This is a genomic window from Pedobacter lithocola (assembly GCF_042650845.1).
In the GTDB taxonomy this organism is placed as follows: Bacteria; Bacteroidota; Bacteroidia; order Sphingobacteriales; family Sphingobacteriaceae; genus Pedobacter; species Pedobacter lithocola.
Genome location: NZ_JBHSBW010000009.1, coordinates 161,213 through 187,228 on the forward strand (window position 1 = coordinate 161,213; position 26,016 = coordinate 187,228).

Below are 26,016 nucleotides of genomic sequence, written 5' to 3' on the forward strand. Positions count from 1 at the left end.
CTCAACCTCCCCTTAAAACTTGTAACTGATTCTAAATCCTTGGTTAATTTTCTTAGCAGCATCGTAGGCAAAACCGTAGCTAACCCTTAAAACTAGTCGCTGCAAGCCAAAGTAAAACTCTTTATAATTTCTTTTTTCTGGTGATGATAGGTAGCCTCCTCCAATAAATTCTTCGAGTTTTGCCTTTCTCAATAATGGCACTTTGTTTAAGAAGAAACCTGCAAAATTGTGCTCTAAATGTGCTTCGAAATATTGTTGATTGGTACTGAACTGATAAAACTCTAAGTATTGAAACTTTCTTAAATTAGGAGGGAAGATGGTAGAAATATTACCGGCAAAATGTTTGTATTCAGGGTAATAAATCTTACTGTTGTTTAAGAACTTTCCTGCACCAACTAAAAAGGATGTATAGCCCCACAACCCTAAACCAATTCTATCCTGATAAACTTCTGCTTTCACAAAATCACAATCAACATCACTATTTAAAAGTCCGTTAAAGCCTTTTTTATACAGCACCGTAATTCTTGGAAAACGAGATTCAGTGTAAAATTTACCATCAGGGCGTGTAATGTATTTCTGACCAATGGTATAAGTTAAACTTGCCGATGCACTAACAGAAGTATACGTTGGGAAAAGTGGTGTTTCAGTTGTTGGCGTAAATGGATTGTTTGAGGTAAATTCTCTATCCTTATTATCAAAAAACTTAAAATTAGAATTATTGGTTAATGTATGGTTTCTTGCATAATCTAAACTTATCGAACCCTGTAAGCCTGTAGCCAACTCTCTGGTTGTATTGATGTTTACAAAACTCTTCTCATAAAATTTAATAAAGTTTTTCTCGTAAAGTAATGAGTTAATGGTATTTCCAAGCAATGTCATTGAAGCTAAATTGTTCAAATCGAAAATTCCATTTCCAAAGGATGCACCAATACTCGCTCTTTTTAATGGGTCGTAAAAGTATGTTCCTGTTAAACTTCCAGTTAATTTTTGATTGGCAAAGCCGTATCTCAATTCTGGTCTGATGCTGTAAAACCTTCTATCACCAAATACTTTACGATAGGTTACGCCATATTTAATTGCAAAACCTTCAACCGTATTGTACATTAAAGCCCTTAAAACCGGGTCGAAAGAAATGTAAACGCTATCATATCTATTATTTTTGCTGTATCCGCTTAACAGTAGCTTGCCGATTCCAAATTTATTATTCTCTTTTTCGAGTGAATCAAGGTAGGTTTTTGATTCCTTCCTCTTCGCTATGCTATCTTTAACCACATAGTTAATTTGTTCATCGCTTGTTAGCGGTATCGGGCGATTGTTATTCCAGTAAATTGAATCTTTTTTATTAACCAGTTTAGTGATTTTTAAAATTTCTCCATTGAAAAAATTCTTTGGAAAAACTGGCGAAATATCATAATTACTGTATACACCAACATAGTAACCAGCAAACTTAAACCCTAAAACATTTCCATTAAATTGAAAATTGATGTTTGTAGGCATGTAAACGGTTTTAACCTTTGAAAAAGTTTGATTAATATTTAATGTATCAATAAAATTAATTCCAGAGTTTTTTGTCAGGTATAAATCGGTGTTGTAAATTCTCCAGCTATCATCCAAAATATAAATTACCCCTCTAAAAACAGGGTCATTTGTTCTGCGTGGAATTACCTCTATTTTATTTACCGTTTCACCATTTTCCTTTGTTTCTCCAAGGTATTTGTATTTATAATAAAACATGGCATTATCAGCAATCGGAGAAATAAAACCTCGGGCACTTAATGTATTTTCCAGTAAATAATTATCATAAAAATTGATAATTAAATCAGAGGCTTTGTTAAAACTAAAGGCATTATTCCGTCCGGCTACTTTTGATGATATCATTTCCTCATGTACATCATTTGGTCTTCTGAAACTAAATTTGCTTTGCGATTCGGATAAATAAATAATGCCCTGTCTGTTGGTATCCAGCTCCATTACCTTTCTAATATCCTGTCCCATAAATTTTTTCGGAGCAGTTACCAGGCGTTGTACACCTTTTATATAAACATCAACGGTGAAAGATTTTACTTCCTCTAAATGAGTTTTACGCATTTTAATCGCTTTGCGGATAATTGCATAGGCTGGGTCTTCTGCATTAGCCTTTATCGTTACGTTATCGAGCGTATAGCTTTCTGATGTTAAGGCAATGTTTAGTGTTAACGGCGCAGTAACGTTAACAATATTATCTTGCTGCTTATATCCAACCGCCCTAAAATTTAATGTCTGCTGACCAGAATTTAGCTTAATCTCATATTTTCCATCAATATTAGCTGATGTACCAAGGGTTGTGTTTTTTAAGTAAACTGATGCAAAAGGAACAGGTTGCCCGCTAGTATCTTTTATTGTGCCTGAAACTGTAAATTGTTGCGAAAAGGCAAAATTTGCAATACAGCAAAAGAATAGGAGTGCGCAGATTTTAGTCATAAGTGTAGATCAGTTAAGCTATAAATATCGAATAAGTTTTTACACAATACACATAGCTATGTGTTAAAGTTTGTTAATCAGTAAAAATTCAAAGGTTTTTTGCAATAATATTAAATTTTCATAATATAGTTTTAATGATGTGATTTGAAATGATTCTATAAATTCGGGCTTTTTTATAACTTTGAATAATCAATCAATCGGTAAAAACCATGTATAAAACATTACAGCCTGTTCTTCAAAAGGAACTCGAAGAAATAGAAAAAGCAGGATTATTTAAACGCGAACGTATTATAGTTACCCCACAAGGTGCAGATATTAAAGTTAAAGGTGGTGCAGAAGTAGTTAATTTTTGCGCTAACAATTACTTAGGCCTTTCATCTCACCCGAAGGTGATAGAAGCTGCAAAAAATGCAATCGATGAGCACGGTTATGGCATGTCGTCTGTTCGTTTTATTTGTGGCACTCAGGATGTTCATAAAGAATTAGAAGCAAAAATTTCTCAGTTTTTAGGTACAGAAGATACAATTTTATACGCTGCAGCATTTGATGCAAACGGTGGTGTTTTTGAACCTTTATTTAATGCAGAAGATGCAATAATATCTGATGAATTGAACCATGCATCGATTATTGATGGCGTTCGTTTATGTAAAGCACAGCGTTTTCGTTATAAAAATGCTGATATGGAAGATTTAGAAAAGCAGTTAATTGCTGCTGCTGGTTGCAGACATAGAATTATTGTAACCGATGGTGCTTTTTCTATGGATGGTTCGGTTGCACCTTTAGATAAAATTGCTTATTTAGCAGATAAATATGAAGCATTAATTATGATTGATGAATCGCACTGTTCTGGTTTTATTGGTAAAACCGGTCGTGGAACGCATGAACATTTTAATGTGATGGATCGCGTTGACATCATCACCGGTACTTTAGGCAAAGCATTGGGTGGAGCATCTGGTGGTTTTACATCGGGCAAAAAAGAAATTATAGATATGTTGCGCCAGCGCTCTCGCCCGTATTTATTTTCAAATACACTTGCTCCGGCAATTGCTGGTGCCTCTATAGTGGTTTTAGATATGCTGAGTGAAACCACATCACTACGCGATAAATTGGAAAGCAATACCAAATATTTCCGCGAAGAAATGACTGAAGCAGGTTTTGATATTAAACCTGGATTTCATCCTATTGTGCCAGTTATGTTGTATGATGCAAAAATTGCGCAAACATTTGCTGCCAAAATGCTTGAAGAAGGAATCTATGTAATTGGGTTTTTCTATCCGGTTGTTCCTCAAGGTAAGGCCAGAATTCGCGTACAATTATCAGCTGCACACGAGCAACATCATTTAGATAAAGCAATAGCAGCATTTACTAAAGTTGGTAAAGAATTGGGCGTAATATAATTCCTAAAAACGCTAAGATATTTTTAAAGCTGCAATTATTGCAGCTTTTCTTGTTTTGGGTTCATTTTCTTTTGTAATGATATAGTAAACAGATATTTTGAACCCATGCCATATAAAATTTAACAAAAATTTGCCGTATATTTGAAGCCATGTTACAAGATAAGATTACACAATACACTGAAAAAATAAATGCTTTTGTAACTGAAAAAGCAGATGAATTAGAACAGTTTCGTATAAAGTATTTAGGCAGCAAAGGCGTAATTAAAGAAATTTTCGAAGATTTTAAATCGGTATCTATCGAAGAAAAAAAATCGTTAGGAAAGGTTTTAAACGAATTTAAGCAACTTGCCGAATCAAAATATCAAACTTTAAAAGAAGCTACAGAAGCAAATCAATCTCAAAGTGTTGATAATCAACGAGATTTAACCTTGCCTGGTGAAGGTTTTGAAATTGGTTCACGCCATCCTTTAGCCTTGGTTCGTCGCGAAATTGTTGAAATTTTTGCTAAGCTTGGGTTTACTGTAGCAGAAGGACCAGAAATTGAAGATGACTGGCATAACTTCTCTGCTTTGAACTTTCCTGAAGAGCATCCTGCTAGAGATATGCAAGATACTTTCTTTATAAAAAAGGGTGGTGAAAAGGGAGACATCGCTTTGCGTACACATACATCATCCGTTCAAGTGCGTATGATGGAACAAGGTCAACCGCCGTTTAGAGCCATTATGCCCGGTCGTGTATATCGTAATGAAGCGATTTCTGCAAGAGCACACTGCTTTTTCCATCAGATAGAAGGTTTATATGTTGATGAAAATGTTTCATTTGCAGATTTAAAGCAAACCTTATTTTACTTTGTTCAGGAGCTATATGGTGAAGGTACCAAGGTTCGCTTCCGTCCTTCTTATTTCCCATTTACTGAGCCATCTGCGGAGATGGATATTTCTTGCACCATTTGTAATGGTGCCGGTTGCCAGCTTTGTAAATACAGCGGTTGGGTAGAAATTTTGGGATGTGGAATGGTAGATCCTAACGTACTCGAAAATTGCGGAATAGATTCGAAAAAATATAGTGGTTTTGCTTTCGGAATGGGTATTGAGCGCATTGCGAACTTAAAATATGTAATTAAGGATTTACGTCTGTTTTCTGAAAATGATGTGCGTTTTTTAAAACAATATAAATCTGCCTTGATATAATAATGAAACGAGTTTTTAGCATATTATTTTTTATTGTTATAATTTCTGGTTGCGGAAAGGAAGAAAATTACATTCCTGAAGTTGCGGTTAATTATGGCGTAACCGTAACTGAGTTTAGCATAAAAGCAGTAAATAATGTGCTTTTAGTGCCTAATAATGGTGTTGCTGGTTTAATAATTGTTAAAACACCATTGGGTGGATATGTTGCTTTTGATAGATGCAGTACCGTAAACCCAGAAAAACTGTGCAAAATTGTTCCCGATGATAGCGGACTTACGGCAACTGATCCCTGTTCAGGTGCTAAATTTTCTCTATTTGATGGCAGTCCGCAGAAAGCGCCTGCCGAAAAAAGTCTTAAGAGTTACACCATCTCTTTACAAGGCAACAACCTTATAAAAGTAACTAATTAATGGAAGCCGAAAAAATTAAAGAGACTGTAAAAAAGGCAGCGAAAGAACTGTTTAGAAAGTACGGATATCATAAAACAAGTGTTAACGAAATTGCTAAAAAGGCTCGTATCGCTAAGGCAACAATTTATAAGTATTTTGAAAGTAAAGAGCAGGTTTTAGATAGTATTTTAATGGATTATCTCGACCAGAATTTACACGAGATATTGCATAATAAATTAAGTTACGCTTCTGAAGAAGAGCATTTAAAGGCTTTGGTTATGAAAACCAGCCGACTTTCTTTTACGGCTTGCAACGAATTTATTGGTTGGGATTTTGTTCGGGAAAATGCAAACTCGCAAGAGTTTTTGAAGCACTTATCTGATCAGTTAGAAGCCTTATTACTAGCTGCTTATTTGCAATTGGATAATTTTAAAAATAATCCCGCAAGGAGAGAAGGACTAGCATTTTTACTCAAAGCCAGTAAAAGTATTGTGTTTTCTTTTGCATTTACATCTGTAAGCGATTCTGATGTTCGCAAAAACTTTGTGAGTTTTCAAAAGGAAATATTACCGTTTTTGGTGAAAGCTGCGTTGTAGAAATAAAATTTTAGTTTCAATAAAAAATGGGATATCGTTATTTACAATATCCCATTTTTATTTTAACCATTTTTTTTTAATTATTCCCACTTAAATACTTTAACAGCGACTGCATAAATTCCGATGCCCCATATAAATAAAATCATAATTTGGAATTTTACGTCCCATAATCCAACGCCTTCGAAAGCTACTTTACGCATTGCATCATTTAAATAGGTTAGTGGTAAGGCTCTGCTAATGGGTTGCAGCCATTTCGGGAAAGCTTCTATTGAAAAAAAAGTGCCTGATAACAAGAACTGTGGTAGCGTTACAATATTTGATATTGGTGGAACCATACTTTCGTTTTTTGCAATTCCGGAAATGATAAAGCCAAAGCCCATAAATACGATAACGCCCAAAGTAGCCAAAATGAGCATATTGACGACTGTTATAGCGCCATGAACAAGTGTAAAGCCAAAAAATAGATTACCCAATACAATAATAAATAGGGCACCAATTAAGGCGAATCCAATTCTCGCAATTCCTTCACCAATTACAATGCTCGATCGCTTTACAGGTGTAGCAAAAAAACGTTTTATAACCAAAGTTTGGCGCAGGCTTAAAAACACAAATGCAGTTCCAAATACACCTGTACTTAGTAATGAAAACCCTAACTGACCTGGTAAAATAAAATCTATTGTTTTATATTCTCTACCATGAACGGTACTTTCTTTAATTTCAGCAATGGAAGGTTTAAGGTTTTTGTCGTAAAAAAGGTTATTTAAAACTGATTTTAAAATGTTGCCCTTATCCATTGATGCTGATGTGTAAACCACATTTACAGAATAAGCAACCGAATTAACTTTTCTGTGTACATCAATCATTGCATCTACATTTCCTTTTTCAAGAAGCTTGTCGAAATCTTCTTTCGATTTATCTTTAATCAGTCTTATCATTCCGGTTTTCTCAAGCATACCAATCACCGGATTTTTGATGTCTGATCCTGGCGAAATACCCACATCAATGTGTGTACCGCCGCCGCCCAAAAATCCAAATACCAAAATAAATATAAGGGGGAATGCAAGTGTAAAAACCACTGCAGAAGGACTTCTTATGATAGAACGAAAGCTAGCCTTGGCAAGCGCTAATGTTGCTTTTGTGTTGCTATAAGCGCCAATTTTGTTCGTAGTTTCTTTTTTCATTCCATTATTTGCTCCTCCATTGTTTAGTTGAGCATTTGTTTTATTATCATTCATGTTATATGAATCTTATTTGAATTTGTCGGCTATCTAAAACTTAACTATATTTTCTTCTATTTCCACTACGCTTTTAATTTCTTTGGGAGATTATTGGCGATTCTATTCCCGCCACTCTTTACCTGTTAGGTTTATAAATACATCTTCCAAATTGGCCTTTTTGACTTCTTTTTTACGTTCGAAACCCGAGCCTACCAACTTATCTATTAAATTGTCTGGAGTATCTAATGCGATAATTTGTCCGCGTTCCACAAAGGCAACTCTATCACAAAGCTGTTCAGCTTCATCCATATAATGTGTCGTAATTACCACAGTAGTTCCATTACTTCTAATTTCAGTGATTAAATCCCATAAATTGCGTCTGGCTTGTGGGTCTAAACCAGTAGTAGGTTCATCAAGAAATATAATTTTGGGTTGATTAATTAACGTTGTTGCGATTGAGAAACGTTGTTTTTGTCCTCCGGAAAGTGCTTTGTATTTTGCCTTCGCTTTATCTTGGAGGTTAACTTTTTCGAGCATTTCCATTGGCTTTATGTCTGCGCCATATAAGCCTGCAAAAAGTTCAATAAGTTCTATAAGATTTAAATTCGGATAATAGCCTGCAGCTTGCAATTGAACACCAATTATCTGCTTAATTTCATGGGCATGCTTATCAACCGACAAACCATCCACAATTATCTCACCAGAGGTTTTATCTCTAAGGGTTTCAATGATCTCTAAAGTTGTAGTTTTTCCTGCACCATTCGGACCAAGCAAACCAAATATTTCATTTTCATAAACATCAAAACTTAAATCTTGTACTGCTACAAAATCATCATACTTTTTTACCAGATTTTTAACGCTAATAATGGCTTTTTTTGTTTCCATGATACGAATGTAAGAAGCTTTAAATGAAATGAATATAAATTTTTTTAAAAACCGAAAAATAATTAGAAAGAGCAAGTTTTAGATTACGAAATGCTATAAAATTAAAAATGCGAATCGTTTAGATTCGCATTTTTAATTTTATCTGGTGTAATGTATAAGTTTAATCTTTAATCTCCGAGCTAAAAGCTTGTAAGCTAAAAATCTACCAAACCAATTCGCCTTTCATAACATCAACGAAATCATCGAATAAGTAACGAGAATCATGCGGACCAGGAGAAGATTCTGGGTGATACTGTACCGAAAATGCTTTTTTGCCTTTTACACGAATTCCTTCAATGGATTTATCATTTAGGTTGATGTGTGTAATCTCTACTTTGTCAGAGCTTCTAACCTCATCTGGAATTACACCAAAGCCATGATTCTGAGAAGTAACTTCGCAATGGTTTTTGATAATGTTTTTTACCGGATGGTTTAAACCGCGGTGACCGTTAAACATTTTCATTGTTCCGATATCATTAGCTTCTGCCAACAATTGATGACCTAAACAAATACCAAACAAAGGTTTATCTTCAGCTAAAATTTCTTTAATGGTTTCAACGGCATAAGGCATTACCGAAGGGTCGCCAGGGCCATTTGAGATGAAATATCCATCTGGATTGAATTTTTCCATCTCTGCGAATTTCGTTTTTGCCGGAAAAACCTGAACGTAAATATCACGATTTTCGAAACTGCGTAAAATGTTTTTCTTAATACCTAAATCTAATGCAGCAACTTTTAAACTTGCATCAGGGTTACCAAAGTAATAAGGTTCGGTAGTACTTACCTTAGATGAAAGTTCTAAACCCTCCATCGATGGAACTTCTGCAAGTTTTTGTTTTAACTCCTCTAAATCAGTAATTTCTGATGAGATAATTGCATTCATTGCACCTTTATCTCTTATATGGCGAACTAAAGCACGTGTATCAATATCAGAAATGGCTACCAAATTATCATTTTGAAAGTAATCTTGAATAGATTCTGAAGCTTGTTTACGACTATAAACGATATTATAGTTTTTGCAAACCAAACCAGCAATTTTTATCGAATCAGATTCTATTTCATCGTTTTTGATACCGTAATTCCCGATGTGAGAATTGGTGGTAACCATTATTTGTCCGAAATAACTTGGGTCTGTAAAAATTTCCTGGTAACCTGTCATCCCCGTATTAAAACAAATTTCGCCGGTTGTGGTGCCAATTTTTCCGGCAGCTTTACCGTAAAAAACTGTGCCATCGGCCAGTAATAAAATCGCAGGTAACTTGGTGTAGTTAGTCATGGTAATTACAATATGGATTTTGATTTAAAAAAGAGTTGAAAAATGAATGGTTTTCGGCACTAATGCCGTTTTTGCTGACTGCAAAAAAAGATGAATAAATCCCTTCCATTTCGGGGTACGAAGATAGGATTTATGAATGGAAATGTAAAGAAAAATTTGAAATTGGTAGTGATTTAAAAAACCATTTAAAAACGAATTGTTTAGAATACATTATTCCTGCTTTGCTATGAAGATATGTCGATTGGCATTATGTGTCACGTTTTTTTTGACCGATTCTCTTTCAGCTTAATTTTCAAATAAAAAACAATACTTTTGAAGTATCAAAACCAAAACCATGTCGGTACACAAAGAAATTAAACGGATAACCACTCACATTCTGCAAGAAATGAAGCAGCGTGGAGAAAAAATATCTATGTTAACAGCTTACGATTATTCGATGGCAACCATTTTGGATGATGCCGGGTTAGACGTTTTACTGGTTGGAGATTCTGCTTCGAATGTTATGGCGGGACATGAAACAACTTTGCCCATCACCTTAGATCAAATGATTTACCATGCGTCATCGGTAATAAGAGCTGTAAAACGGGCTTTTGTTGTAGTCGATTTGCCTTTTGGTTCTTATCAAGGAAATTCTAAAGAAGCTTTAAATTCTGCCATTCGAATTATGAAAGAGTCTGGTGCTCATGGCGTAAAATTGGAAGGTGGAGAAGAAATTATCGAATCAGTGCATCGTATTATTACTGCAGGCATTCCGGTAATGGGTCATTTAGGTTTAACACCACAATCTATCTATAAATTTGGCACTTATACCGTACGTGCAAAAGAAGAAGAAGAAGCAAATAAATTAAAAACCGATGCTTTGGCGCTACAGAATGCCGGTTGCTTTGGAATCGTTTTAGAAAAAATACCCGCTGCCTTAGGTAAGGAGGTTTCAGAAAGCATTCAAATTCCAACAATTGGCATTGGAGCAGGACCAGATTGCGACGGACAGGTTTTAGTCGTTAACGATATGATTGGCTTAACAAAAGGTTTCAAACCACGCTTTCTACGTCAATATATTAATTTGTACGATGAGATATTAAGTGCAGCACAATCTTACATTCGAGATGTAAAGGCTAACGATTTTCCAAACGATAAAGAACAGTATTAATGTTGCGAGTTGCGGGTTGCCACTTACGAGTTAAAGCACAAATAAAATTTAAGCATCAACTGTTGTATTACTAACAATATTCTTAGACCTATATTTTGTGACCTATAATTCATAAATTATAATTTACAACATATAATCCATAACCTTACCACATTGCCAATTACCGATAAAGACATATTATTTGAAGATAATCACCTTATAGCCATAAATAAAAGGGCTGGGGATATTGTACAAGTTGATGAAACTGGCGATGAACCTTTGGATGAACAGGTAAAAAAATACATTGCCAAAAAATACGATAAACCAAATGGAGCTTTTCTGGGTGTGGTACATCGATTGGACCGACCAGTTAGCGGAGTGATACTTTTTGCAAAAACCAGCAAAGCATTAGAGCGAATGAATGCTGTATTCAAAAATCGTGAGGTTAAGAAAACATATTGGGCAGTTGTAAAAAATAAGCCTGAAGTGGAAGCCGGAACATTGGTGCACTGGTTGGTGAAAAATCCTCAGAAAAACGTTGTAACTTATTATAAAACAGAAGTTGCCGGAAGCCAAAGGGCAGAGTTAAGTTATCGCTTAGTTGCCCAGGTCGGCGAATATTATTTAATAGAAGTAAATCCACTTACCGGGCGTTCACATCAAATCAGGGTGCAATTATCATCTATGGGATGCCCAATTGTTGGTGATAATAAATATGGTTATCCTCGAGGAAGTAGAAAGGGAAGCATTTGCTTACACGCCCGAAGATTACAGTTTTCGCATCCTGTTAAAAAAGAACCTGTAAATATTTTCGCCAAATTACCAGTCGATGGCTTTTGGGAACGATTCGAAAATCTACTCTAAATCATATTTAGTAGCTGTTTCTAATTTGATTAGAAGGTCACGCCACTTTTTGGGGAAATATTTGCCCATTCATTCTATCAGTAAAGTCTTATAATGCGATTCTAGTGTAATTCCATTTTTGGTACGGTTTTACCATGTGTTAGTAAATAACCGAGCACATATATGAAAGGTATAGTATTATTTATTGGTGTTATTGGATTATGTGCTGCAACCTTATTCTATTGCAATACCGAAAAAAACTCGAAACTGGTTGTTTCTAAACCATCGCCAACACAAACCAATTCTCCAACAAACCTCATTAAACCTACGATCAAAATTATAAAACTAAAAGATGTACCTAGTTTTTCTAGCGATGAAGTAAATCAAGGTTTAGCAGAATACATTAATTTAAAATACAAATATCTCGAAGCATTAAAAACTAAAGATACCTCGGCATTAAAATCTTTAAGCAATAAATATTTGAAATGGGTAAAGGGTGCAAACATTTGGTCAGAAAAGTTAAAACCTTATGAAATACAAAAATATGCTGATTACGTATTAAAGCTAAATAAAGAATGGACATTTATCGCTCAGGAAGCGATAAAGTAGATTGAACCTAATAATTATTTTCAAATAGAAATACGATTAAAAGGGTTAAAGCATATAATACATACATACTCTATATTCTGTATAATAATTGTATCGGTGGCAAATATTCTTCGATTTTCTTCAGTTATAGTTCCACGAAGGTCTTTTGCCACAGAATTGCAGAGATACAAAACTAATTTATTCAAGTTTAACGAATTAGATTATTTAGGTAGTAAGCCTAGTTTACTTACACTTAGTTTTAGTAAAAACAATACCCTTACCAAAAGTTAATTTTCTTTTATTTTTAAATTTAACATTTCCATTTTCCTCATAAACATCTCCAGAACCTTCAAGTAGTGTATCTCCCTTCCTTACCCATACAATTTCACGATGAGAATATACACCTTCGGATTGAAATTTATAATCAACAGTAATGGTATCTCCTTTTAATACTCCATAAATAACGCCACTATTTTTGTCTTTTTCGTAGAAATTATATCTCAACTCTCCTAAAATTTTATCTGCTGAACCGTACATCAAAAGCGTAGCAGTATCTCTATTTTTGGTGTAAATAAAGCATTCATCTGGGCTTTTATATGGTGCCTGTTGATTGCTCATAATAGAGGAATCTACAGTAGTATATTTTTTGCTATCACTTTGGCAAGCCGACAATAAGATGGTGACAATAGCAACAATGTAAAATAATCTGTTCATTTTATTACGGGTTAATTTGGATTGTAATTTCTAATAATCTGTTTAAAATTAGTAAATTTTAACAGCTTGGAACAATTTAAACTATAATTTATGATTATTAAAATTTGATAACTTATTTATGGAAATATTAAACTTACGCTAGTTCCTTTCTGCTCAATAGAATCGATTTGTATCTCAATTTTATGAAATTTTGCAATGCTTTGTACAATTGCTAAACCTAATCCAAAACCATTTTCTTCTGTATTACCTCTTTTAAATCTATCGAAAGCATCTTCTACGAGTTCTTTGTTCATGCCTTTGCCAGTATCAGTAATTTTTAAATGATATTTTTGCTGCTTTATACCGCCATTTACATCAATTAAACCGCCAACCGAATTGTATTTGATGGCATTGTTTATGATATTAACTAATAATGTATGTATAAGTGCTTTATTTCCTTTAAAATAGAAATCGTTCTTTACGTTTAGTTGATAGCTTATATTTTTATCTAATATTCTATCTTCCAAATCTTCATAAATATCATCAAGCTCTTGCTTTATATTTATTTGCTCTGTTTTTAAATATTGGTTATTCTCTACTTTTGAAATTAAAAGCAAACTATTAATAATGACTTTTAATCTATTTAAGGTTTTTAAAGAAGCGAAAATTTTATTTTCATGCTCTACTGGAATGTCTGGTGTATTCATCATATTTTCCAGGCGTGTGCTTAAGATCGAAATAGGCGTAAGCAATTCATGAGAAACATTGGCAATAAATTGTTTTTCTAAAGCAAAGAGATTATTGATTTTTCGCATCAAAGAATTAATGCTATTATCTAGAATTTTAAAATCATCAGTCGTTGTAGGTATGCTTTGATAATTAAAATGAGTTGGGTCATCAACTTTATTAATTTTGTTATCAATAATTAAGTAAAAGGGTTTGAGTAAAAAGTTTGTAAACGCAAAATCGGTAAGAAGTGTAACTACTAACGAACCTACCAACACTACCAACATATAAAACCTGATTGAGTTTTTTATAGACTGTAAGGCTGTCATGCTTTCGCCTAATTCAAGCTTATACCAATTTTCTTGATAGAGGAACTTATAGTTTAAAATTCTATAAAACTCAACGTCGCCTTCAATTTCACGTTTTTCTGTAATAATTTTTGCGGTAGAATCTACTTGATTGTCAGGAATATCGGTTAAAATGATGAATTCTTCTTTAAGGATATTATAATCTGTAAAGCTTTGTTCATTGCTTAATAAGCTATCAATTTCGGCATTATTAAGGTTTTTAATAATTTTGCCCTTTTTCTTTATTAAACGACTATCGAGTTGATTATAAGCAATTTTATCAAGCGAAAACAATATAATAGCACCCAAAACTAAAATGATTGCAATTTTTGTTATAGCATTATATAATGAAAACTTGACTTGTAATTTCATCAATAGTGTAATGGTTTATTAGTTAATGGGTCATTATTTGGTTAGTTCGTTTGCTGAAGTATTGAATATAATATGGATATTTTTAAACTAATAAAATATTGATATCCAACTATTTAGCAATTTATTCTGTAGCCAATGCTTCGTACGGTTTCGAACCAATCAATAGGATTTATCGCCGCTAATTTCTTACGAAGATTTTTAACATGAACATCAACAAAGTTAGAATCTGAGTTGACTTCTAAAATATCGCCCCAAACATGTTCCGTTAAGCTCATTCTGGATACAACCCGATTTTTATTCAACACTAAATAGTTAAAAATCTCGAATTCTTTTTTTGTCAGGTTTAAACGCTCGTCGTTAAAAGAAACTGTTCTGTTTTGAATATTTAGCAAAAAACCATGAATGTTGACTTCGTTTTTTTCTAGCTTATGTTTCCTGCGGATGATTGCATGCATTCGAGCCAAAAGTTCGTTTAAAGAAAATGGCTTTGGAAGGTAATCATCTGCGCCTTCATCTAAACCTTTAATTCGGTCGTCAACAGCACTTCTTGCAGTTAAAATGATAACCGCATCATCACGATCTTTCAAAGCTTTAAGTTGTTTCAAAACCTCAAAACCATCGCCATCGGGCAAACCTAAATCCAATAAAATGAAATCATAATTGTTAACAAAAATTTTTTCCTCTGCTGATGATTTTTTCCAGGCATGTTCAACTATAAAACCTTCATTACTCAAGAATTCATCCATTTCTAAAGCGAGGCTTTTTTCATCTTCAACAATTAGTACATTCATTTTATTATCAAGTATTTATTATCAGGTATCAAGATGAATCAATCTTTGCTCTTTGTTCTTTTATCCTGTAACTAAGTTAATATTTTTGAGGATGATTTGGCAAGCTTCTTCAATTTCTGCTTTGGTAATAATTAGCGGAGGAGCAATGCGCATGGAATTACTGCAATGCAAAAACCAATCACTCAACACGCCATCTAAAATACAGGCGTCGATAATTTTTTTGTTGGTTTCGAAATCTTCAAATTCTACGGCGAGCATTAAGCCTTTTCCACGGATTTCTTTAATTGCAGGATGTTGCAGAAGTTGTTTAAAAAGTTGCCCTTTTTCTTCTACTTCATCAACAACGGTATTTTCTGTAAGTATTTTTAACGTTGCTAAGCCCGCTGCGCAGCAAACCGGGTGACCTCCAAAGGTTGTCATGTGCCCTAAAATAGGCGAATGCGAAAGCACAGACATAATTTCTTTTGAGCTGATAAATGCACCAATTGGCATTCCACCACCAATTCCTTTTGCCAACAACAAAACATCGGGTACAATATTGTAGTGCTCAAAGGCAAACATTTTACCACTGCGGCCAAAGCCAGATTGTATTTCATCAAAAATAAGAAGCGCTCCGGTTTCGTTACATTTTGCTCTTAAAGCTTGCATGTAAGCTAAATCTGCAACGCGTATTCCTGCTTCACCTTGTATGGGTTCAATAAAAACTGCTGCAATTTCTGATGTAATTTTTTGTAAATCAGCTATATCGTTATGTGTTATAAACTGAACGTGAGGTAAGAATGGTCCGTAACCTTGCGAATAGAAATCGCTTTCCATTAAACTTTCTGCACCATGCGTACTGCCGTGATATGCATTTTTGCATGCGATAAAACCTTTTCGACCAGTGTAACGTTTGGCTAATTTCATAGCACCTTCAACGGCTTCTGTTCCCGAATTTAAAAAGTAGGTACAACTTAAATTTTCGGGAAGTATTTCAGCTAAGGCTTTTGCAAAATTAACTTGAGGTGTTTGTATGTATTCGCCATAAACCATTAAATGCATGTAGGTTTCAGCTTGGGTTTGAATGGCTTTTACAACAGCCGGATGGCAGTGCCCAACATTACTTACCCCAATACCCGCAATAAGATCTAAATGTTTTTTATTTGATGAATCGTAAATATATACACCTTTGGCACTTACAAATTCGAGCATTAAAGGTTCTGGAGATGTTTGCGCATTGTGTTGCAGAAACAACTGGCGTTGTGTTAACATGCAACAAAAATACAGAAATGAAGTTGAATTGCCGTTTTGGAAATTTATTTTTTACGAACAGATTAGCAGGTACATTATGCTACACGTACCCATGTCGATAAAATAATGGTATAAAAAGAAAAAGTCTTTCGTATTACACGCAAGACTTCTCTACTATCTATCTTTAAATCTATTAAGCAACTCTCGCTTAAAAGCTTCTTGAGCTCGGTAATATTTACCTATTATTTTAATAGGCAACACCGCCTTAAATTTATTGTAGTATTTCTTTTCGATATTTAAATCGCGTTGTCGGAAATCAAATTCGCTGGTAATTAAACTTTGAATTTGAGCATCAGATAAATTATCAATTTCTGTCACTTTTCTAAAAGAAATCATCTTTTGAAAACGCTCTTTACGTAAAGCATTTTGTTCTTCTTGCATATTGTTGTAAATAGGCCAAAACACTTTTGCATCATCTGGAGATAATTCTAGTTTTTTAGTAAAGAAAGCAATTTTAAGAGATTCGATTTCCTCACCCTTAGGTCGTTGTGCCCAAAGCATTGATGGTAAAAGAAACAATAAAACGGCGAAAAATAAATTCTTCATTTTGTATTAATTTTATAATTCCTGAGCTAAATCACTCGACGAATAATTATTCAGGATGTAGTTTTCCACTTCTGTATCTGAGGCAGAAGCTGTATTGGTATTCGATATATTTTGAGCTTCTAGATGATCGATTATGGTATTTTCATCAATATCATAAAGCATTTGGTCGTTGGCTACATCAGCACTTTTTATTTGAGGTATGCTTACAACATCAGCAGGTTGATTATTTTGGTAAAAATAAACCCCGAATGACGAAATGAGTAAAAAACATGCAGCACTAGCATATTTAATAAAGCCTTTTCGCCACAAAGGAATAATTTTAGCTTCTTTTTTAACAGGTTGTTCAGCTTCAATTTTATTAATAATTCTGCTTTGTAAGGTTTCAAAATAATTTTCAGGAACAGCAAAACTATTGGTTAATTGAGCCGATTGCTCAAAAGCAATTCTAGTTTCAATCATTTCCGTAAGTTCTTCAAAATAATTTTGTGGAACTTCAAAAACATGTTGGTTTGTATTTTGCTTTAAGCCAACTAAAAATACTTCGCTTAAAACATCTTGCTCACAATTATCGAAATAGCCGGCAGGAACGGAAAAAGGGTTGCGTTTACCCATTGCAGCAAGGGTTGGCGCTTCATTAATCCAATCGTTATTTTCTAAATTTTCATTCATCACGGATATATGATACAATTAATGCCAAAAGGTTTAATAGTCTATTTCATCATTTATGATAAAAGCTTCAATTTTTTTTGCCGCAATATGAAATGAGGCTTTTAATGCTCCGACAGATGTTCCCAAAACTTGAGATATTTCTTCATATTTCATATCATCAAAATATTTCATATTGAAAATAATGCGTTGTTTTTCTGGCAAGGTCAAGATGGCTTTTTGAAGTTTGAGCTCCAATTTATCTCCGTTAAAATAAGATGAGGCTACAAGATTTTCAGCAAGTTCTGCAGAAACTTCATCCATTGGAGTGTTGTTTCTCTGTTTTTGCTTATTTAGAAAAGTGATAGATTCGTTAGTTGCTATACGGTAAATCCAGGTGTAGAGCTGAGAATCGCTGCGGAATTTATCTAGATTTTTCCAAACCTTTACAAAAATTTCCTGAATTAAATCATCGCAATCATCATGGTTAAGCACCAAGCGACGAATATGCCAATAAATTTTTTGCTGATATTTTTTTAGGAGCAAGTTAAAAGCTTCATTTCGAGTTTGCTCAACAGCAAACTTGGCGAGAATTTCAGAATCTTCAACTTGTTTCATTATGTATTAGATGTGAGATACGAGATAAAGATGTTAAATTTGAAAAGACTCATCAGCTCAAATTTAACAACTCATAACTCACATCTATTTTTTTCTGCCAATAACTTTTTGAACTGCTTCAACAATGTTAACAGCATCTAAACCGTATTTAGACATTAATTGGTCTGGCGTTCCGCTTTCTCCAAATGTGTCATCAGTCGCCACAAATTCTTGCGGAGTTGGTAATTCCGTAGTTAATAAACGTGCTACACTTTCTCCTAAACCACCAAATTTATTGTGTTCTTCGCAAGTAACCACACAACCAGTTTTTTTAACTGATTTTAAAATGGCCTCATCATCCAAAGGTTTAATAGTATGTATGTTAATGATTTCGGCATCAATGCCTAGTTCCGCCAGCTTTTCACCAGCTTCAATAGCTTTCCAAACCATGTGTCCGGTTGCAATAATTGTTACATCGGTACCTTCATTAACCATCCATGCCTTACCAATTTCAAATTTTTGATCAGGATCTGTAAATACAGGAATAACCGGGCGACCAAAACGTAAATAAACTGGGCCTTCGTATTCGGCAATGGCTAAAGTTGCAGCTTTGGTTTGATTGTAATCGCAAGGATTAATAACAACCATGCCCGGCAACATTTTCATTAAACCAATATCTTCTAAAATTTGGTGTGTAGCACCATCTTCTCCTAAAGTTAAACCTGCATGTGATGCACAGATTTTTACATTTTTATTTGAATAGGCAACAGATTGGCGAATCTGATCGTAAACACGACCTGTAGAAAAGTTGGCGAAAGTACCTGTAAAAGGAATTTTTCCGCCGATAGTCATTCCTGCTGCTATACCAATCATGTTTGCTTCAGCAATACCAACTTGTGTAAAACGTTCTGGAAAATCTTTAATAAAAGCATCCATCTTTAATGAACCAACTAAATCGGCACACAATGCGACTACGTTTTCGTTCTTTTTACCGGCCTCATGTAAACCAGCACCAAATCCCGAACGTGTATCTTTTTTTTCTGTATATGTGTATTTTTTCATTGTATTTTAGATATGAGATATGAGATTTTAGATATGATATATTAGTCTCAAATCTAAAGCCTCCAATCTGATTTAATAATCCCCTAGTGTTTCTGGTAATTGAGCTAATGCGGTGGCAAGTTGCTCATCATTAGGTGCGGTGCCATGCCATTTGTGAGAACCCATCATGTAATCTACACCAGCACCCATCTGAGTACTCATTAAATTCAAAATCGGTTTCCCTTTTCCGGTTAAAGTTTTCGCATAGTGTAAACCTTCAACTATAGCTTGCATATCGTTACCATCGGTATTGATTACGTGCCATCCGAAAGCTTCAAATTTTGCCTGTAAACTATCTAAATTAAGAACTTTTTTAGTTGGACCATCAATTTGTTGTCCGTTGTAATCAACAGTACAAATTAAAGTATCCAATTCATGGAAGGGCGCAAACATTGCTGCTTCCCAGTTCTGGCCTTCTTGCAATTCACCATCGCCATGTAGTGTAAAAACGTAGGATTTATCGCCATTCAATCTTTTTGTAAGTGCTGCACCAATTGCTACAGACATACCTTGACCTAAAGAACCGGATGCTACGCGAATACCAGGTAAACCTTCGTGAGTAGTTGGGTGACCTTGTAACCTCGAATCTAATTTACGGAAAGTAGCTAATTCCTTTTTATCGAAAAAGCCAGCATGTGCTAGTGTGCTGTACCAAACCGGAGATATATGGCCGTTAGATAAGAAGAATAAATCTTCACCAACCCCGTCCATATTAAAATCTTTATTATAGTTAAGAACTTCGAAATATAACGCTGTAAAAAAATCTGCACAGCCTAATGAGCCTCCTGGGTGACCTGATTGGCATCCGTGAACCATTCTTACGATATCTCGTCTTACTTGCGAAGCAATATCTTCTAATTCTTTTATTGTATGTTTCATTAAAATAAGAGTTGTTGTTGTATAGCAAAGTTAATATTTTAGCTGCTATATCATAATTAGTTATTGATTAAATCGAGTACTTGCTGAGTTGAGTTTTTGGTATCAACCTTTTTAATGATATGAGCAATTTTACCTTCGCCATCTATAATAAATGTTGAACGCACAGTACCCATATATTTTTTACCATACATATTTTTCTCTGCCCAAACACCGTAGTCGTTTACAATTTTTTGGTCGGTATCTGCCAGTAAAGTAAATGGCAAATTGTGTTTGGTTATAAATTTTTGATGAGATTTTTCATCATCAACGCTAACACCCAAAACTACAATACCTTTGTCTTGTAAGCCTTGATAATTATCCCTGAAATCGCAAGCCTCTGCTGTGCAACCTGGTGTATCATCTTTTGGATAGAAATAAAGTACTACAATCTTTCCCTTATAATCCGATAGCGAAACGGTTTCCCCGTTTTGATTTTTTGAGGTGATTGATGGGGCAACATCACCTTCTTTTAACTCTGCCATATTATTTACGATATTTTTTTACTGAGTAATAGGATAGACTTCGAAAGTTAAACAGATTTATTAGCTATACTGTTCCACAATAATTAAAATATGACAGTTTAAGGTTTTTACATGAATTGATGACTTATAATTCTTTATACCAAAAACTTAAATATTAAAATTAGCGGTAAAAAGTAATAGTGTATTTTCGTGTGTTTTCTTTCATATCAATTACCACCAACTCTAAAGTATGTTTTCCTGCTGATGTTCTTTCATCAAAGCTGTGCCAAAGTGTAGCAGTTTTTGTATCAAATTCCATTAATGTCCATTGTCCGTCAATGTAACCATTAAAGCTTTTTATACCAGAAAGATTGTCGCTTAGTTTGAATAATATCTTAGAAACTCCAGCCATGTTTTTGCCATCAGAAATGTTTACAGGCAGAATCCTTGGTGCAATGGTATCAACCGCGATGTAATAGCTTCCAAAATTTCTAGGTGTTGCTTTTACATATCCATTATCATAACTTCCACCTTGTGATGAACCGCTTGAACTAGCGATTAATGCCTTGCTTCGTAAATACTCGGGCAGGTTATCGGCTTTTATCCATAAATCAAAACCAACATGTAAAGGTGTATAACGGTTGTGGATTTGATGCAATGAAGAATATGCATTACCCATTAGTTTTGGTAATTTTTTATACATAAAATTCAAGTCGTTGTATAAAGTTCCTTTTTGAAACACCACTTTAACATCGTCTGTGTTAAACTCATTAACTTTATTGTAAGGATAAATTATTCCAGATGGAACAACAGCACTTGTTACTGGTGCCGAACCTGCCTGTACAGAAAATGATAGGGTAGAGGAATTTCCTTTCGAATCAGTAATGATGTACTTAAGTTGGTGCAGCGCTCCATCGTTAAAATTTATCTTGCCGTTATTAACTAAATTGCTGTAAATGCTTAATGGGTTACCGGGTTCGATGAAACTTTTTTGAATACTCCTTTTTGTATTTAAATACGTTGGGTAATCGATGTGTGAATTTATCGCTTTACTGTCTTCAAAAGCAAAACGTTCTAATGCGGAAGTGTAAATCATCTTGCCATCAAGCTCCAACTGAATTGAATACACTCCATTTGTGCCTGATAAACCATTATGTCTATCGGTAGTTACCACTCCGAATCCTACTTCGCCAGTTAAACCAATTGCTGCTGCTTTATATGTTCCGTTCGAACCTGAAATAGGGATTGCTTGTTTTGGTGTAGATTCGTTAAAAACTTTCCCGTTTAATCGGTAAGCATACAAACTATAAATTACCGGTGGGATGTTATCTGGAATATCGATTCCGAAAAACTGTGGATTTATGGTTTCTTCTGTTTTAGTATCTCTTATTTCAAAATGTAGATGCGGTCCTCCAGAACTACCGCGGTTACCAGACCAAGCAATTACTTCACCTTTGCGAACGGGAATTAAGGTTTCATTTGGGAATTCATCAATTTCAAACGATTTTTTATCATATTCCAGTTTTTTTACAAGTAATGCAATTTTCGGTGCAAACCTTTGTAAATGACCATAAACCGAAGTAAATCCGTTTGGATGATTGATGTAAAGTGCTTGTCCGAACCCACTGTTTTGCACCCGTAACCTTGAAACATAACCATCAGCAACTGCATAAATCGGGTAACCCTCACGTTGATTAGTTCTAAAATCAATACCCGAGTGAAAGTGATTTCCTCTTATCTCGCCAAAAGAACCAGCTAATGCTGGTGGAACGATATCCAGCGGTTGCCTGAAATAAGTTAATGGATATTTATTGGTACTAAAAATTTGTTGAGCGTGAGCTGAAGTTGCACACAATAAAAAACAAAAAAGGGAAGCGTAATATCTAAAATTCGAATATTTATTTTTTTGCATTCGCTTTACTTTACATCAAAATTTAATAGTTGTTGGCCTTCTAACCAAGCTTCTAATTTATCTCCTTTATTCACTTTGCCAACTCCTGCAGGTGTTCCAGTAAAAATTAAGTCGCCTTTCTTTAAAGTGATGTACTGCGATACAAAACTTATTATTTTCTCGAACGAGAACAACAAATCTTTAGTATTTCCAACCTGACGGCTTTCTGCATTTACCTTTAGCTCGAAATTTAATTGATATAAATCTTCAAAATCGGTTTTAGGTAAAAATATACTAACTGGTGCAGAATTGTCAAAAGCTTTTGCAAGCTCCCATGGCAAGCCTTTTTCTTTGTGTTTAGATTGAATATCTCGAGCTGTAAAATCAATGCCTAATCCAATTTCATCATAATAAGTAGATGCAAATTTCTCTGCAATATGTTTTCCCTCTTTACAGATTTTAAGTACAACCTCTAATTCATAATGTACATCATCTGAAAAATCTGGGTGATAAAATGGCTTATTATCTCTTAATACAGCAGTATCTGGTTTTAGGAATATTACTGGCGTGGTAGGCACCGGATTATTTAATTCTTTTGCGTGTTCGGCATAATTTCGGCCAATGGCGATTATCTTCATTTTCTAATAGATATGAAATGTAGTGTTGCGAATTTGAATCTTCAAATCCTCTCAAAAATAGAAAAGAAAATGGTGTTATAAAACTGAGATTCGTTTTACCTGACTTTCTGAGCCAGCCATAACGCGTAAAAAGTAAATTCCGGCATTTATTCTGCTCGGAATGGTGAAGGTTTTTGTTTGTTCGCCTGCATTTAAACGTTCGTTAGATAAAGTTACAACTTCATTGCCCAACAGATCGATAATTTTAATAGTGGTTTGTGTTCCGTCTCGCCCAATGGATAATATAATATTCAATTGATCTTCTACCGGATTTGGATAAATTTTAACAATGTTTAAAAGCTTATCTTTTGCACTAACGGTTGTGCTTTTTGCTGCCGAGTACGTGCTAAACATACTACCACCATTTACCGACATGTGTAAAGGTCTGTATGGTTGAATATTGGCCTTAATTTCTGGAACTTTACTAACTTTTTTTGGTCTTGTTTTAAGACTGATGCGAATGCTATCACTTTGTTGTGCCCAAGAACTCAATCCACTAAAAAACAGCATGCATAATAAGCATGTTATTTTTAAGAGAAGCGTTGTTTTTGGGTAGAGTTTCATCAAATTGTATAGCAAATGTATTAATTTAAAACAAAGAAATTAAACATTTTGTTTAATTGATATATTTTAACACAATTTAACAATAAATTTTGTTTTTGTACGTGTAGCTTAAATTTAGCGAAGCCAAATTCAGATTAGGGGCTTAAACGATTCTTCTTCTTTTTAAAAATTCTTTGGGTTTCAGAGTGTTGAAAATACACAATAAATTGGTTGCTAAATTGTTATAGTTAGTTTACTTTTGCCGCACTAAAATAAATAAAGAAGTGTCAAATCATAAAAATGCTAATGCGCTAACTGCCGGCGGGGTTCTAATCAGTTTAGGAATTGTTTTCGGAGATATCGGTACTTCACCTTTATATACATTAAACGCAATTTTTACTACCATATTAGGAGGTAAACAAGATATTAATCCAACCAATGTATTGGGTGTACTATCTTGTATCATTTGGACCTTAACCCTTCAAACTACCATAAAATATGTAATTATAACACTTAGAGCAGATAATAAAGGTGAGGGAGGAATATTTTCCCTATTCTCTCTAGTTAGAAAAAAGGCAAAATGGCTTGTAGTCCCGGCGGTTATTGGTGGTTGTGCTTTGCTCGCCGATGGAATTATCACGCCCAGTATTACCGTAACCTCGGCAATTGAGGGTTTAACAAATAAATTTGAAGTTCCAGTTATACCAATCGTATTATCCATCCTTACCATTCTTTTTATTATTCAACAATTTGGTACAAACCTGGTTGGAAAGTTATTCGGACCAGTTATGTTTGTTTGGTTTGCGGTTTTAGGAGTTGTCGGGATGTCTTTCATCATAAAAGATTTTACAATCTTAAAGTCTTTCAACCCATATTATGCCATTCATTTATTGGTAACCAATAAATTAGCCTTCTTAATTTTGGGTGGAGTATTTCTATGTACAACTGGGGCAGAGGCATTATATTCTGATTTAGGTCACTGCGGAAGGAATAATATTCGCCTCAGCTGGATTTTTGTTAAGCTTACTTTAATTTTAAATTACCTTGGTCAAGGCGTTTGGATTTTGCAAAACAGCGGAACTTATGTTCCAGGTGCTAAAATGAATCCATTCTTCCAAATTGTGCCCGATCAGTTTCAGGTACCAATGGTAATTTTAGCAACAATGGCGGCAGTTATTGCAAGTCAGGCTTTAATAAGCGGTTCATTTACGTTAATTGCAGAAGCTGTAAGATTAAATCTTTGGCCAAAAATCAGAATTGTTTATCCCTCTGTTTCTAAAGGACAGTTGTACGTTCCATCTATAAACTGGATGTTATGGATTGGCTGCTGTGGTATCGTTTTGCTGTTTCAAAAGGCAGAAAAAATGGATGCCGCTTACGGTTTATCGATAACGATTGCGATGTTAATGACAACCATTTTGGTGAGTTTTTATTTACGAAGCAAGCGTTTTCCAAGATACCTAATTGCAACTTTCTTTTTTACCTACGTGATAATCGAAGGAACATTCTTAATCAGTAATTTAACTAAGTTTTTACACGGTGGATGGGTAACTGTATTAATTGGTTCTGTATTATTTACCATTATGTGGAGCTGGTTTGTGGCCAGAAAAATTAAGAATCGCTTCGTAAAATATGTAGAGATTGAAGATTATTACCAGATTTTAACAGAATTAAGTGGTGATGAATCTGTACCAAAATATTCATCTCAATTGGTTTATTTAACTAGTGCAAATTTTAAAACAGAAATAGAATCGAAAATTATTTATTCCATTATTCAAAAAGAGCCTAAACGAGCTGATGTTTATTGGTTGGTTCACGTTGATGTTATGGATGAGCCATATACCTTAGATTACAAAGTAGAATTTCTAATTCCTGGTAAATTAATACGAATAGATTTTAGGTTAGGGTTTAGAGTAGAGCAGCGGGTAAATTTGCTTTATCGAAAGGTTGTAGAAGAATTAGTTAAAAATGGTGAAATTGATATCACCAGTCAATATACTTCATTAAATAAGCATAAAATTGCCGGCGATTTTAGGTTCGTGTTGTTAGAAAAGCACTTATCAAAATTCACAAAACTGAGTTTTTACGAAAGGCAGATAATGGATTATTACTTCATTCTTAAAAAGCTAAGTTTATCAGAAGAACGAAGTTTTGGTTTAGATAGCAGTTATGTTGATGTAGAAAAGGTTCCGTTAATTTTTGTAACGCCAGATGATATTGAGTTACACAGATTGCCTGTTTAAATGAGAAAAATTCTATTAGTATTAGCGATTTGCCTTTTTTTGATTGGTCCTGCAGCGAAGGTTTTGCACTGGCCGAATGAAGATAAGTATATGATTGCTTCAGGTTTAGGATTAATTTTAATAACTATAATGGCTTTCGTTAAGAAGAAAGTTTAAAAAAAACATT

General features: G+C 34.3%; 25 protein-coding genes. 8 read left to right on the plus strand and 17 right to left on the minus strand.

What is annotated here, in order from left to right; genetic code table 11:
• Positions 1 to 12: 12 nt before the first annotated feature.
• Positions 13 to 2,460 (minus strand): DUF5686 and carboxypeptidase regulatory-like domain-containing protein, encoded by a 2,448-nt coding sequence (locus ACFOWA_RS09510; protein WP_378984478.1) that lies wholly within the window; start codon positions 2,458 to 2,460, stop codon positions 13 to 15.
• Positions 2,461 to 2,669: 209 nt separating this feature from the next.
• On the opposite strand from ACFOWA_RS09510, the gene kbl reads away from it, so the two are divergent.
• The 4 genes from kbl to ACFOWA_RS09530 all read left to right on the plus strand — a co-directional run bounded on the left by kbl (position 2,670) and on the right by ACFOWA_RS09530 (position 6,032).
• Positions 2,670 to 3,857, plus strand: coding sequence for a glycine C-acetyltransferase (kbl, locus tag ACFOWA_RS09515; protein WP_378984480.1), 1,188 nt, complete (start codon positions 2,670 to 2,672; stop codon positions 3,855 to 3,857).
• A gap of 149 nt (positions 3,858 to 4,006) precedes the next feature.
• Positions 4,007 to 5,047, plus strand: coding sequence for a phenylalanine--tRNA ligase subunit alpha (gene pheS, locus ACFOWA_RS09520; protein WP_378984482.1), 1,041 nt, complete (start codon positions 4,007 to 4,009; stop codon positions 5,045 to 5,047).
• Between the two features lie 2 nt (positions 5,048 to 5,049).
• Entirely contained in the window at positions 5,050 to 5,457 is a 408-nt protein-coding gene (locus ACFOWA_RS09525; protein WP_378984484.1) for a hypothetical protein, read from the plus strand.
• On the plus strand, positions 5,457 to 6,032 hold the full coding sequence (locus ACFOWA_RS09530; RefSeq protein WP_029274048.1) for a TetR/AcrR family transcriptional regulator: 576 nt from the start codon (positions 5,457 to 5,459) through the stop codon (positions 6,030 to 6,032). Before ACFOWA_RS09525 ends, ACFOWA_RS09530 begins: the two co-directional genes overlap by 1 nt.
• An 80-nt stretch (positions 6,033 to 6,112) precedes the next feature.
• Here the strand turns inward: ACFOWA_RS09530 and ACFOWA_RS09535 are convergent, their stop codons facing one another.
• The 3 genes from ACFOWA_RS09535 to carA all read right to left on the minus strand — a co-directional run bounded on the left by ACFOWA_RS09535 (position 6,113) and on the right by carA (position 9,449).
• Positions 6,113 to 7,267, minus strand: a complete 1,155-nt coding sequence (locus ACFOWA_RS09535) for an ABC transporter permease (protein WP_378984487.1) — start codon at positions 7,265 to 7,267, stop codon at positions 6,113 to 6,115.
• 102 nt (positions 7,268 to 7,369) lie between these two features.
• Positions 7,370 to 8,134 (minus strand): ABC transporter ATP-binding protein, encoded by a 765-nt coding sequence (locus ACFOWA_RS09540; RefSeq protein WP_378984489.1) that lies wholly within the window; start codon positions 8,132 to 8,134, stop codon positions 7,370 to 7,372.
• A 202-nt stretch (positions 8,135 to 8,336) separates the two neighbouring features.
• Positions 8,337 to 9,449: a glutamine-hydrolyzing carbamoyl-phosphate synthase small subunit gene (gene carA / locus ACFOWA_RS09545; protein ID WP_378984492.1), complete on the minus strand. Its 1,113-nt coding sequence runs from the start codon at positions 9,447 to 9,449 to the stop codon at positions 8,337 to 8,339.
• A gap of 334 nt (positions 9,450 to 9,783) precedes the next feature.
• Between carA and panB the strand changes: the two genes are divergently transcribed.
• From panB to ACFOWA_RS09560, 3 genes are all read left to right on the plus strand, one after another.
• Entirely contained in the window at positions 9,784 to 10,599 is an 816-nt protein-coding gene (gene panB, locus ACFOWA_RS09550; protein ID WP_378984494.1) for a 3-methyl-2-oxobutanoate hydroxymethyltransferase, read from the plus strand.
• 153 nt (positions 10,600 to 10,752) lie between these two features.
• Positions 10,753 to 11,442 (plus strand): RluA family pseudouridine synthase, encoded by a 690-nt coding sequence (locus tag ACFOWA_RS09555; RefSeq protein WP_378984497.1) that lies wholly within the window; start codon positions 10,753 to 10,755, stop codon positions 11,440 to 11,442.
• A 162-nt stretch (positions 11,443 to 11,604) separates the two neighbouring features.
• Positions 11,605 to 12,030, plus strand: a complete 426-nt coding sequence (locus ACFOWA_RS09560) for a hypothetical protein (protein WP_378984499.1) — start codon at positions 11,605 to 11,607, stop codon at positions 12,028 to 12,030.
• 222 nt (positions 12,031 to 12,252) lie between these two features.
• Here the strand turns inward: ACFOWA_RS09560 and ACFOWA_RS09565 are convergent, their stop codons facing one another.
• The 13 genes from ACFOWA_RS09565 to ACFOWA_RS09625 form a co-directional block, all read right to left on the minus strand.
• Positions 12,253 to 12,723: a hypothetical protein gene (locus tag ACFOWA_RS09565; protein WP_378984501.1), complete on the minus strand. Its 471-nt coding sequence runs from the start codon at positions 12,721 to 12,723 to the stop codon at positions 12,253 to 12,255.
• Positions 12,724 to 12,839: 116 nt separating this feature from the next.
• Complete coding sequence (locus tag ACFOWA_RS09570; protein ID WP_378984504.1) at positions 12,840 to 14,147, minus strand: sensor histidine kinase; 1,308 nt, start codon at positions 14,145 to 14,147, stop codon at positions 12,840 to 12,842.
• A 113-nt stretch (positions 14,148 to 14,260) separates the two neighbouring features.
• On the minus strand, positions 14,261 to 14,938 hold the full coding sequence (locus ACFOWA_RS09575; RefSeq protein WP_378984507.1) for a response regulator transcription factor: 678 nt from the start codon (positions 14,936 to 14,938) through the stop codon (positions 14,261 to 14,263).
• A 60-nt stretch (positions 14,939 to 14,998) separates the two neighbouring features.
• Positions 14,999 to 16,189 carry an aspartate aminotransferase family protein gene (locus tag ACFOWA_RS09580; protein ID WP_378984512.1) on the minus strand — a complete coding sequence of 397 codons (1,191 nt, stop codon included), beginning with the start codon at positions 16,187 to 16,189 and terminating at the stop codon, positions 14,999 to 15,001.
• Between the two features lie 153 nt (positions 16,190 to 16,342).
• A complete protein-coding gene (locus ACFOWA_RS09585) occupies positions 16,343 to 16,774 on the minus strand; it encodes a hypothetical protein (protein WP_378984515.1) in 432 nt (143 codons plus the stop codon).
• A 12-nt stretch (positions 16,775 to 16,786) separates the two neighbouring features.
• Entirely contained in the window at positions 16,787 to 17,443 is a 657-nt protein-coding gene (locus ACFOWA_RS09590) for a hypothetical protein (protein ID WP_378984517.1), read from the minus strand.
• Between the two features lie 33 nt (positions 17,444 to 17,476).
• Entirely contained in the window at positions 17,477 to 18,037 is a 561-nt protein-coding gene (locus tag ACFOWA_RS09595; protein WP_378984520.1) for an RNA polymerase sigma factor, read from the minus strand.
• Between the two features lie 84 nt (positions 18,038 to 18,121).
• A complete protein-coding gene (locus ACFOWA_RS09600; protein WP_378984522.1) occupies positions 18,122 to 19,078 on the minus strand; it encodes a transketolase family protein in 957 nt (318 codons plus the stop codon).
• A gap of 72 nt (positions 19,079 to 19,150) precedes the next feature.
• The gene (locus ACFOWA_RS09605; RefSeq protein ID WP_378984524.1) at positions 19,151 to 19,996 is read right to left on the minus strand and encodes a transketolase; all 846 of its coding nucleotides are present in this window, start codon (positions 19,994 to 19,996) and stop codon (positions 19,151 to 19,153) included.
• Between the two features lie 56 nt (positions 19,997 to 20,052).
• Entirely contained in the window at positions 20,053 to 20,517 is a 465-nt protein-coding gene (gene bcp, locus ACFOWA_RS09610) for a thioredoxin-dependent thiol peroxidase (RefSeq protein ID WP_378984527.1), read from the minus strand.
• Between the two features lie 160 nt (positions 20,518 to 20,677).
• A complete protein-coding gene (locus ACFOWA_RS09615) occupies positions 20,678 to 22,408 on the minus strand; it encodes a M23 family metallopeptidase (protein ID WP_378984530.1) in 1,731 nt (576 codons plus the stop codon).
• Between the two features lie 5 nt (positions 22,409 to 22,413).
• Entirely contained in the window at positions 22,414 to 23,025 is a 612-nt protein-coding gene (locus ACFOWA_RS09620) for a fumarylacetoacetate hydrolase family protein (RefSeq protein WP_378984532.1), read from the minus strand.
• Between the two features lie 75 nt (positions 23,026 to 23,100).
• Positions 23,101 to 23,574: a T9SS type A sorting domain-containing protein gene (locus ACFOWA_RS09625; RefSeq protein WP_378984534.1), complete on the minus strand. Its 474-nt coding sequence runs from the start codon at positions 23,572 to 23,574 to the stop codon at positions 23,101 to 23,103.
• A 317-nt stretch (positions 23,575 to 23,891) separates the two neighbouring features.
• Here ACFOWA_RS09625 and ACFOWA_RS09630 point away from each other — a divergent pair, with 317 nt between their 5' ends.
• On the plus strand, positions 23,892 to 25,850 hold the full coding sequence (locus ACFOWA_RS09630; RefSeq protein ID WP_378984537.1) for a KUP/HAK/KT family potassium transporter: 1,959 nt from the start codon (positions 23,892 to 23,894) through the stop codon (positions 25,848 to 25,850).
• Positions 25,851 to 26,016 lie beyond the last annotated feature (166 nt).

What these genes read in the sequence shown, in the direction of transcription:
- ACFOWA_RS09600 (WP_378984522.1), bottom strand. Translation starts at nt 19,078, where the DNA reads ATGAAAAAATACACATATACAGAAAAAAAAGATACACGTTCGGGATTT.
- carA (WP_378984492.1), bottom strand. Translation starts at nt 9,449, where the DNA reads ATGACTAACTACACCAAGTTACCTGCGATTTTATTACTGGCCGATGGC.
- ACFOWA_RS09605 (WP_378984524.1), bottom strand. Translation starts at nt 19,996, where the DNA reads ATGAAACATACAATAAAAGAATTAGAAGATATTGCTTCGCAAGTAAGA.
- ACFOWA_RS09510 (WP_378984478.1), bottom strand. Translation starts at nt 2,460, where the DNA reads ATGACTAAAATCTGCGCACTCCTATTCTTTTGCTGTATTGCAAATTTT.
- ACFOWA_RS09625 (WP_378984534.1), bottom strand. Translation starts at nt 23,574, where the DNA reads ATGCTGTTTTTTAGTGGATTGAGTTCTTGGGCACAACAAAGTGATAGC.
- ACFOWA_RS09565 (WP_378984501.1), bottom strand. Translation starts at nt 12,723, where the DNA reads ATGAACAGATTATTTTACATTGTTGCTATTGTCACCATCTTATTGTCG.
- ACFOWA_RS09525 (WP_378984484.1), top strand. Translation starts at nt 5,050, where the DNA reads ATGAAACGAGTTTTTAGCATATTATTTTTTATTGTTATAATTTCTGGT.
- bcp (WP_378984527.1), bottom strand. Translation starts at nt 20,517, where the DNA reads ATGGCAGAGTTAAAAGAAGGTGATGTTGCCCCATCAATCACCTCAAAA.
- ACFOWA_RS09570 (WP_378984504.1), bottom strand. Translation starts at nt 14,147, where the DNA reads ATGAAATTACAAGTCAAGTTTTCATTATATAATGCTATAACAAAAATT.
- ACFOWA_RS09580 (WP_378984512.1), bottom strand. Translation starts at nt 16,189, where the DNA reads ATGTTAACACAACGCCAGTTGTTTCTGCAACACAATGCGCAAACATCT.
- kbl (WP_378984480.1), top strand. Translation starts at nt 2,670, where the DNA reads ATGTATAAAACATTACAGCCTGTTCTTCAAAAGGAACTCGAAGAAATA.
- ACFOWA_RS09615 (WP_378984530.1), bottom strand. Translation starts at nt 22,408, where the DNA reads ATGCAAAAAAATAAATATTCGAATTTTAGATATTACGCTTCCCTTTTT.
- ACFOWA_RS09590 (WP_378984517.1), bottom strand. Translation starts at nt 17,443, where the DNA reads ATGAATGAAAATTTAGAAAATAACGATTGGATTAATGAAGCGCCAACC.
- pheS (WP_378984482.1), top strand. Translation starts at nt 4,007, where the DNA reads ATGTTACAAGATAAGATTACACAATACACTGAAAAAATAAATGCTTTT.
- ACFOWA_RS09595 (WP_378984520.1), bottom strand. Translation starts at nt 18,037, where the DNA reads ATGAAACAAGTTGAAGATTCTGAAATTCTCGCCAAGTTTGCTGTTGAG.
- ACFOWA_RS09535 (WP_378984487.1), bottom strand. Translation starts at nt 7,267, where the DNA reads ATGAATGATAATAAAACAAATGCTCAACTAAACAATGGAGGAGCAAAT.
- ACFOWA_RS09540 (WP_378984489.1), bottom strand. Translation starts at nt 8,134, where the DNA reads ATGGAAACAAAAAAAGCCATTATTAGCGTTAAAAATCTGGTAAAAAAG.
- ACFOWA_RS09620 (WP_378984532.1), bottom strand. Translation starts at nt 23,025, where the DNA reads ATGAAGATAATCGCCATTGGCCGAAATTATGCCGAACACGCAAAAGAA.
- ACFOWA_RS09530 (WP_029274048.1), top strand. Translation starts at nt 5,457, where the DNA reads ATGGAAGCCGAAAAAATTAAAGAGACTGTAAAAAAGGCAGCGAAAGAA.
- ACFOWA_RS09560 (WP_378984499.1), top strand. Translation starts at nt 11,605, where the DNA reads ATGAAAGGTATAGTATTATTTATTGGTGTTATTGGATTATGTGCTGCA.
- ACFOWA_RS09585 (WP_378984515.1), bottom strand. Translation starts at nt 16,774, where the DNA reads ATGAAGAATTTATTTTTCGCCGTTTTATTGTTTCTTTTACCATCAATG.
- panB (WP_378984494.1), top strand. Translation starts at nt 9,784, where the DNA reads ATGTCGGTACACAAAGAAATTAAACGGATAACCACTCACATTCTGCAA.
- ACFOWA_RS09575 (WP_378984507.1), bottom strand. Translation starts at nt 14,938, where the DNA reads ATGAATGTACTAATTGTTGAAGATGAAAAAAGCCTCGCTTTAGAAATG.